The sequence below is a fragment of the Kitasatospora sp. NPDC059160 genome (assembly GCF_042755465.1).
Lineage (GTDB): Bacteria > Actinomycetota > Actinomycetes > Streptomycetales > Streptomycetaceae > Kitasatospora.
Genome location: NZ_JBHZCN010000107.1, coordinates 25636 through 31099 on the forward strand (window position 1 = coordinate 25636; position 5464 = coordinate 31099).

Below are 5464 nucleotides of genomic sequence, written 5' to 3' on the forward strand. Positions count from 1 at the left end.
TGGCTCGCCGGGCGCGCCGGCGGTTGTGGGGGGGGGGGGGGGGGGGGGGGGGGGGGTGGGGGGGGGGGGGGGGGCCCCGGGGGGCCCCCCCCCGCGCTGGTGGTTCGGTGGGGCCGGCCGGTGTGTCAGCCGTTGAAGGTGCCGGACTTCTCCACGGCCCACTTGCCGTCCTTGACGGTGTAGACGGTGAGCTGCTTGTTGGTGGTGTCGCCGAACTCGTCGAACGAGACCTTGCCGGTGACGCCGTCGAAGGAGACCTTCTGGACGGCGTCGCGGACGGTCTTGCGCAGGCCGTCGCCGGTGGGGAGCTTGCCGTTGTTGCTGGTCACGACGGACTTGACGGCCTGGATGATGGCCCAGGCGCTGTCGTAGGAGTAGCCGCCGTAGGTCTCGTAGGCGTCCTTGTAGCCGGCGGCCTTGTAGTCGGCGATGTACTTCTTGGCGGTGTCGAGGGACTCGACGGGCAGGCCGACGGCGGTGGCGAAGTCGCCCTGGCTCTTGGGGTTGAGCTTGATGAAGTCGCCGCTCTGGATGCCGTCGCCGCCCATCAGGGGGATGGCGACGCCGGCGTCCTTGAGCTGGAGGGAGAGCGGGCCGGCGGCGGGGTACTCGCCGCCGTAGTAGACGGCGTCGGCGCCGGAGGCCTTGACCTTGGTGACGATGGCGGAGAAGTCGCGGTCGTCGGGGTTGACGTGCTCCTCGCCGGCCAGGGTGCCGCCGAGCTTGGTGAACTCGCCCTTGAAGGTGGAGGCGAGGCCGGCGCCGTAGGTCTTCTGGTCGTCGATCAGGAAGACCTTGGTCTTCTTGGCGTCGTTGTAGAGGAACTGGGCGGCGAAGGGGCCCTGGACGGCGTCGGTGGTGGCGGTGCGGAAGTAGGACTTGAAGGGGCGCTTCTTGTCGCCGCTGGCCCACTTCTCGCCCTGGCTGAGGGCGACGCCGGTGTTGGCGGGGGAGATCTCGGTGAGGCTCGCGTCGTCGAAGATCTGCTGCATGGACTGGGCCACGCTGGAGTTGAGCGGGCCGACGACGCCGAGGACCTTGGGGTCGCCGACGAGCTGGGTGGCGTTCTGCTGGCCGGGGGCGGGCTTGGCGGTGTCGTCGAGGGCCTTGACCTCGAACTTGACGCCGGGGACCTCGTTGGTCGCGTTGGCGTTCTTGACGGCGAGGTCGACGGAGTTGCGGATGCCGAGGCCGAGGGCGGAGAGGTCGCCGGTGAGCGGGGCGTCGACGCCGATGACGACGGTGGTGGAGCCGCTGTCCTTGCCGCCGGCGGTGTCGCCGGACTTCCCGCCGCGGGAGCCGCAGGCGGTGAGGCTGAGGGCGCCGATCACGGCAATGCTCACGACAATTGCGGAACGATGACGCACGAGGGTCCCCATTCGGTTCAGGAGGCGCCCGCGCCTGAGTGGCGGGAGCCGGGATGCGCGGAGGGCCGGGCCCATTCCGGATGGCGCGGTGACTGGCCGTGACTCTAGATGCCCTTGGGCGGCTCGGGCAGTGCTGTGGGCAGGCTGTGATTCTCTTGTTATGAGCACACGGAGCATTTGTCTCAGCATGTGGTCGTTCCGGTTCGACCGATCCTGAACTGCTGGGCGTTTACGCGCTGGTGGAGGGATGTAAGGGCCGGAAATGGGGGTTGCAGCTGGCAGCGTCGATAATCGGACAGGGGTGTCCGGTGTACTGCATTCGACCGTGCACGTCCGCATTTCGGACGACGGGGGTGCGGCGAAGAGGTTCCGCGTCGCGGGGGCCGCGGAACTGTCACCTGCTGGGATTTCCCACCTGTTACGCAGCGTTACGGGTTTGGGGGGCGCGCCGAGCGCGTCCGGACATGCCGGCGCCCCCTCGTTCAGACCAACGCCTGCCCAGGGTGGCGGAAGGTCAAACAAGGGGGCGGGAAAGAGACTTGATGTCCTAGGTGGTGAACTGCTGCTGCCCGGAGGCCCGTTGTCCCCTCCGGGGAGGCCGTCGCGCTTCCCGGGGGCCCGTTACAGGTCGCGCAGCATGCAGGTCAGCCGGCAGCTGGTGATCCGCTTGCCGGTGTCGTCGGTGATCGCGATCTCGTACGTCGCGGCGGTGCGGCCCTTGAACACCGCCGTCGCCACGCCGGTGACCAGGCCGGAGGTGGCCGAGCGGTGGTGGGTGGCGTTGAGGTCCACGCCCACCGCGTACCGGCCCGGGCCGGCGTGCAGCATCGCGCCGATCGAGCCGAGGGTCTCCGCCAGCGCCGCCGAGGCGCCGCCGTGCAGCAGCCCGTACGGCTGCTGGTTGCCCTCCACCGGCATGGTGCCGACGACCCGGTCGCCGGAGGCCTCGACGATCCGGATGCCGAGCTTCTCGCCGAGGTGGCCGCCGGAGAAGGTCTCCGGGTTCACCCCGAGCTTGGCGAAGTGGTCCAGCACGTCCTGCGGGACGTTCAGGACGGGGGCCGGGGCGCCGTCGGTGGCGGTGCCGGGGGCGGTGTCGGGGGCCGCGTCGGTCATCGGGGGAACTCCTGCCGCTCTGGGGTGACGTCGTCGTGCTGCCTGTGATCGTACGACCGTCCTACTCACTGGTACCGGGCCAGGAGCGACCGGCGCGGCGCCCCTTTTGTCGGTGCCGGGCCATAGGATCGGGGACCGGTAGTGGAATCGGCAGGAACGGACGTTGACGTGGCTACGCAGAGTACGGACAAGGGCGCGACGGGTGGCGGCGGGGCCGGCCCGCGACCCCGGCTGATGCTGCTCGACGGGCACTCGATGGCCTACCGGGCCTTCTACGCCCTGCCCGTGGAGAACTTCAACACCTCCACCGGACAGCCCACCAACGCGGTCTACGGCTTCGCCTCGATGCTCGCCAACACCGTCCGGGACGAACGGCCCACCCACCTCGCCGTCGCCTTCGACCTCTCCCGGCAGACCTTCCGCTCCGCCGAGTTCCCCGACTACAAGGCCAACCGGGCCAAGACGCCGGACGAGTTCAAGAGCCAGATCGGCCTGATCGGCGAACTCCTCGACGCCATGCACGTCCCCCGGATGACGGTCGAGGGCTTCGAGGCCGACGACATCATCGCCACCCTCGCCACCGCCGCCGAAGCGGCCGGCTACGACGTCGACATCGTCACCGGCGACCGCGACTCCCTCCAACTCGTCACCGACCACGTCACCGTGCTCTACCCGACCAAGGGCGTCTCCGAGCTCACCCGCTTCACCCCGGAGAAGGTCACCGAGAAGTACGGCGTCACCCCGCGCCAGTACCCCGACCTCGCCGCCCTGCGCGGCGACCCGTCCGACAACCTGCCGGGCATCCCCGGCGTCGGCGAGAAGACCGCCGCCAAGTGGGTCAACCAGTTCGGCTCCTTCGACGAACTCGTCGCCCGCGCCGACGAGGTGAAGGGCAAGATCGGCGAGAAGCTGCGCGACCACCTCGACTCGGTCAAGCGCAACCGGGTGCTCACCGAGCTGGTCCGCGACGTCGAACTCCCGCTGGGCGTCCCCGACCTGGCCCGGCAGTCCTTCGACCGGGACGCCGTCGGCACCCTGATGGAGTCGCTCGAGTTCCGCAACGCCAACTTCCGCGACCGGGTGTTCGGGATCGACCCGGCCGGCGCCGCCGAGGCCGCCGAGGCCGAACTCGCCCCCGGCGTCGAGGTCGACGGCGAACTCCTCACCGACCCGGGCACGCTCGCCGCCTGGCTGCGCGAGCACGCCTCCGACGACAAGGCGCCGGTGGCGCTGGCCGCCGTCTACCAGTGGGCCCTCGGCACCGGCGAGGTCACCGAAGTCGCCCTCGCCGTCGGGGATTCCGCCGCCTGGTTCGACCCGGCGCAGCTCGCCGAGGAGGACGAGCGGGCCTTCGCCGACTGGCTCGCCGACCCGGCCGCCCCCAAGGCCCTGCACATCGCCAAGCAGGTCATGCGGGCCTTCGCCGAACGCGGCTGGACGATCGCCGGGGTCGTCGCCGACACCGCGCTCGCCGCCTACCTGGAGAAGCCCGGCCGCCGCACCTTCACCCTGGAGGTGCTCGCCGAGGAGTACCTGGCCCGCTCGCTCACCCCGGCCGCCCCCGCCGCCGAGAGCGGCCAACTCGCCTTCGACGCACCCGAGGACGACGGCGTCGACGCCGAGGCCGCGCGCGCCCAGGCGCTCATGCTCCAGGCCCGCGCCGTGCTCGACCTCGCCGCGCTCTTCGACACCCGCCTCGCCGAGGTCGGCGCCGCCGGGCTGCTGCACGACATGGAACTGCCCATCGCCGCCCTCCTCGCCCGGATGGAGCGCCACGGCATCGCCGCCGACCGCGACTGGCTCACCCGGCTCGAAGCCCAGTTCGCGGCCGAGATCCAGCGCTGCGTCGAGGAGGCCCACGCCGCCGCCGGGCGCGAGTTCAACCTCGGCTCGCCCAAGCAGCTGCAGGAGATCCTGTTCGGCGAACTCGCCCTCCCCAAGACCAAGAAGATCAAGACCGGCTACACCACCGACGCCGACGCGCTCACCTGGCTCGCCACCCAGACCGACAACGAACTGCCGGTCATCCTGCTGCGCCACCGCGACCAGGCCAAGCTGCGCACCACCGTCGAGGGCCTGCTCAAGACCGTCTCCCCGCAGGGCCGGATCCACACCACCTTCAACCAGATGGTCGCCGCCACCGGCCGGCTCTCCTCGCAGGACCCGAACCTGCAGAACATCCCGGTCCGCACCGAGGAGGGGCGCGCCATCCGCCGCGCCTTCGTCGTCGGGGCCGGCTACGAGTCGCTGCTCACCGCCGACTACTCGCAGATCGAACTGCGGATCATGGCCCACCTCTCCGAGGACGAGGCCCTGATCGAGGCCTTCGCCTCCGGCGAGGACCTCCACACCACCGTCGCCTCCCAGGTCTTCGAGGTCCCGGGCGCGGCGGTCGACGCCGAGATGCGGCGCAAGATCAAGGCGATGTCCTACGGCCTCGCGTACGGGCTCTCCGCGTACGGGCTCTCGCAGCAGCTCAACATCAAGCCCGCCGAGGCCCAGGGCCTGATGGACACCTACTTCGAGCGCTTCGGCGGCGTGCGCGACTACCTGCACCGGGTCGTCGAGGAGGCGCGGGCGACGGGCTACACCGAGACCCTCCTCGGCCGTCGCCGCTACCTGCCGGACCTCAACAGCGACAACCGCCAGCGCCGCGAGATGGCCGAGCGGATGGCACTCAACGCCCCGATCCAGGGCTCGGCCGCCGACATCGTCAAGATCGCCATGCTGCGGGTCGACGAGGCCCTGCGCGCCGCCGGGCTGACGTCCCGGATGCTGCTCCAGGTGCACGACGAAATCGTGCTGGAACTCGCCCCGGGCGAGCGCGAGTCGGTCGAGGCCGTCGTCCGCGAGCAGATGGCCGGCGCCTACCCGCTGCGCGCCCCGCTCGACGTCTCCGTCGGTGTCGGCGCCGACTGGGAGGCCGCCGCGCACTGACGCGCTGCGCTGCGGTCGTCGGCGGCGGGCCCGGACACGGTGGG

General features: G+C 71.0%; 3 protein-coding genes. 1 reads left to right on the forward strand and 2 read right to left on the reverse strand.

Annotation, left to right across the window (positions count from 1 at the left end):
* Window positions 1-125 precede the first annotated feature (125 nt).
* Together ACFXOZ_RS34075 and ACFXOZ_RS34080 are read right to left on the reverse strand one after the other, a co-directional pair.
* Window positions 126-1367 (reverse strand): ABC transporter substrate-binding protein, encoded by a 1242-nt coding sequence (locus ACFXOZ_RS34075; RefSeq protein ID WP_380407947.1) that lies wholly within the window; start codon window positions 1365-1367, stop codon window positions 126-128.
* A gap of 621 nt (window positions 1368-1988) precedes the next feature.
* Window positions 1989-2483 (reverse strand): PaaI family thioesterase, encoded by a 495-nt coding sequence (locus tag ACFXOZ_RS34080; RefSeq protein ID WP_380593765.1) that lies wholly within the window; start codon window positions 2481-2483, stop codon window positions 1989-1991.
* A gap of 234 nt (window positions 2484-2717) precedes the next feature.
* Here ACFXOZ_RS34080 and polA point away from each other — a divergent pair, with 234 nt between their 5' ends.
* Window positions 2718-5420, forward strand: a complete 2703-nt coding sequence (gene polA / locus ACFXOZ_RS34085; protein ID WP_380527044.1) for a DNA polymerase I — start codon at window positions 2718-2720, stop codon at window positions 5418-5420.
* The last annotated feature ends 44 nt before the right edge of the window (window positions 5421-5464 follow it).